At 60.8% G+C, this 265-nt stretch carries 1 protein-coding gene; it reads left to right on the top strand.

The genetic code is table 11. The annotated features are described in order from the left end of the window. Nucleotides 1–58: 58 nt before the first annotated feature. Nucleotides 59–265: RidA family protein (locus SB764_RS41200; RefSeq protein WP_410866925.1), on the top strand; the 207-nt coding region annotated here is incomplete at its 3' end.

Raw genomic sequence — 265 nt, 5'->3', positions numbered from 1 at the left:
GTCGGGCTTCCTCTTCATCGGGCTGGACGGAATTCTCTCACTACGATCAAGGCGCATGATGAACCAACCTACACACACCCGCATCCGCATGTTCAACACCAGGGAGACGTACCCGAACCAATCGCTGGATAACGACCTCTGTCTGGCCCTGCGGGCCGGCAACACCGTCTACGTGCGCGGACAGGTGGGCACGGATTTCGAGGGCAACCTGATCGGGCTCGGCGATCCGCGGGCTCAGGCCGAGCAGGCCATGAAAAACGTCAAG

The sequence above is a fragment of the Paraburkholderia sp. SIMBA_027 genome (assembly GCF_046535315.1).
GTDB lineage: Bacteria > Pseudomonadota > Gammaproteobacteria > Burkholderiales > Burkholderiaceae > Paraburkholderia > Paraburkholderia tropica.
This window is presented reverse-complemented; position numbering and strand designations above follow the sequence as displayed.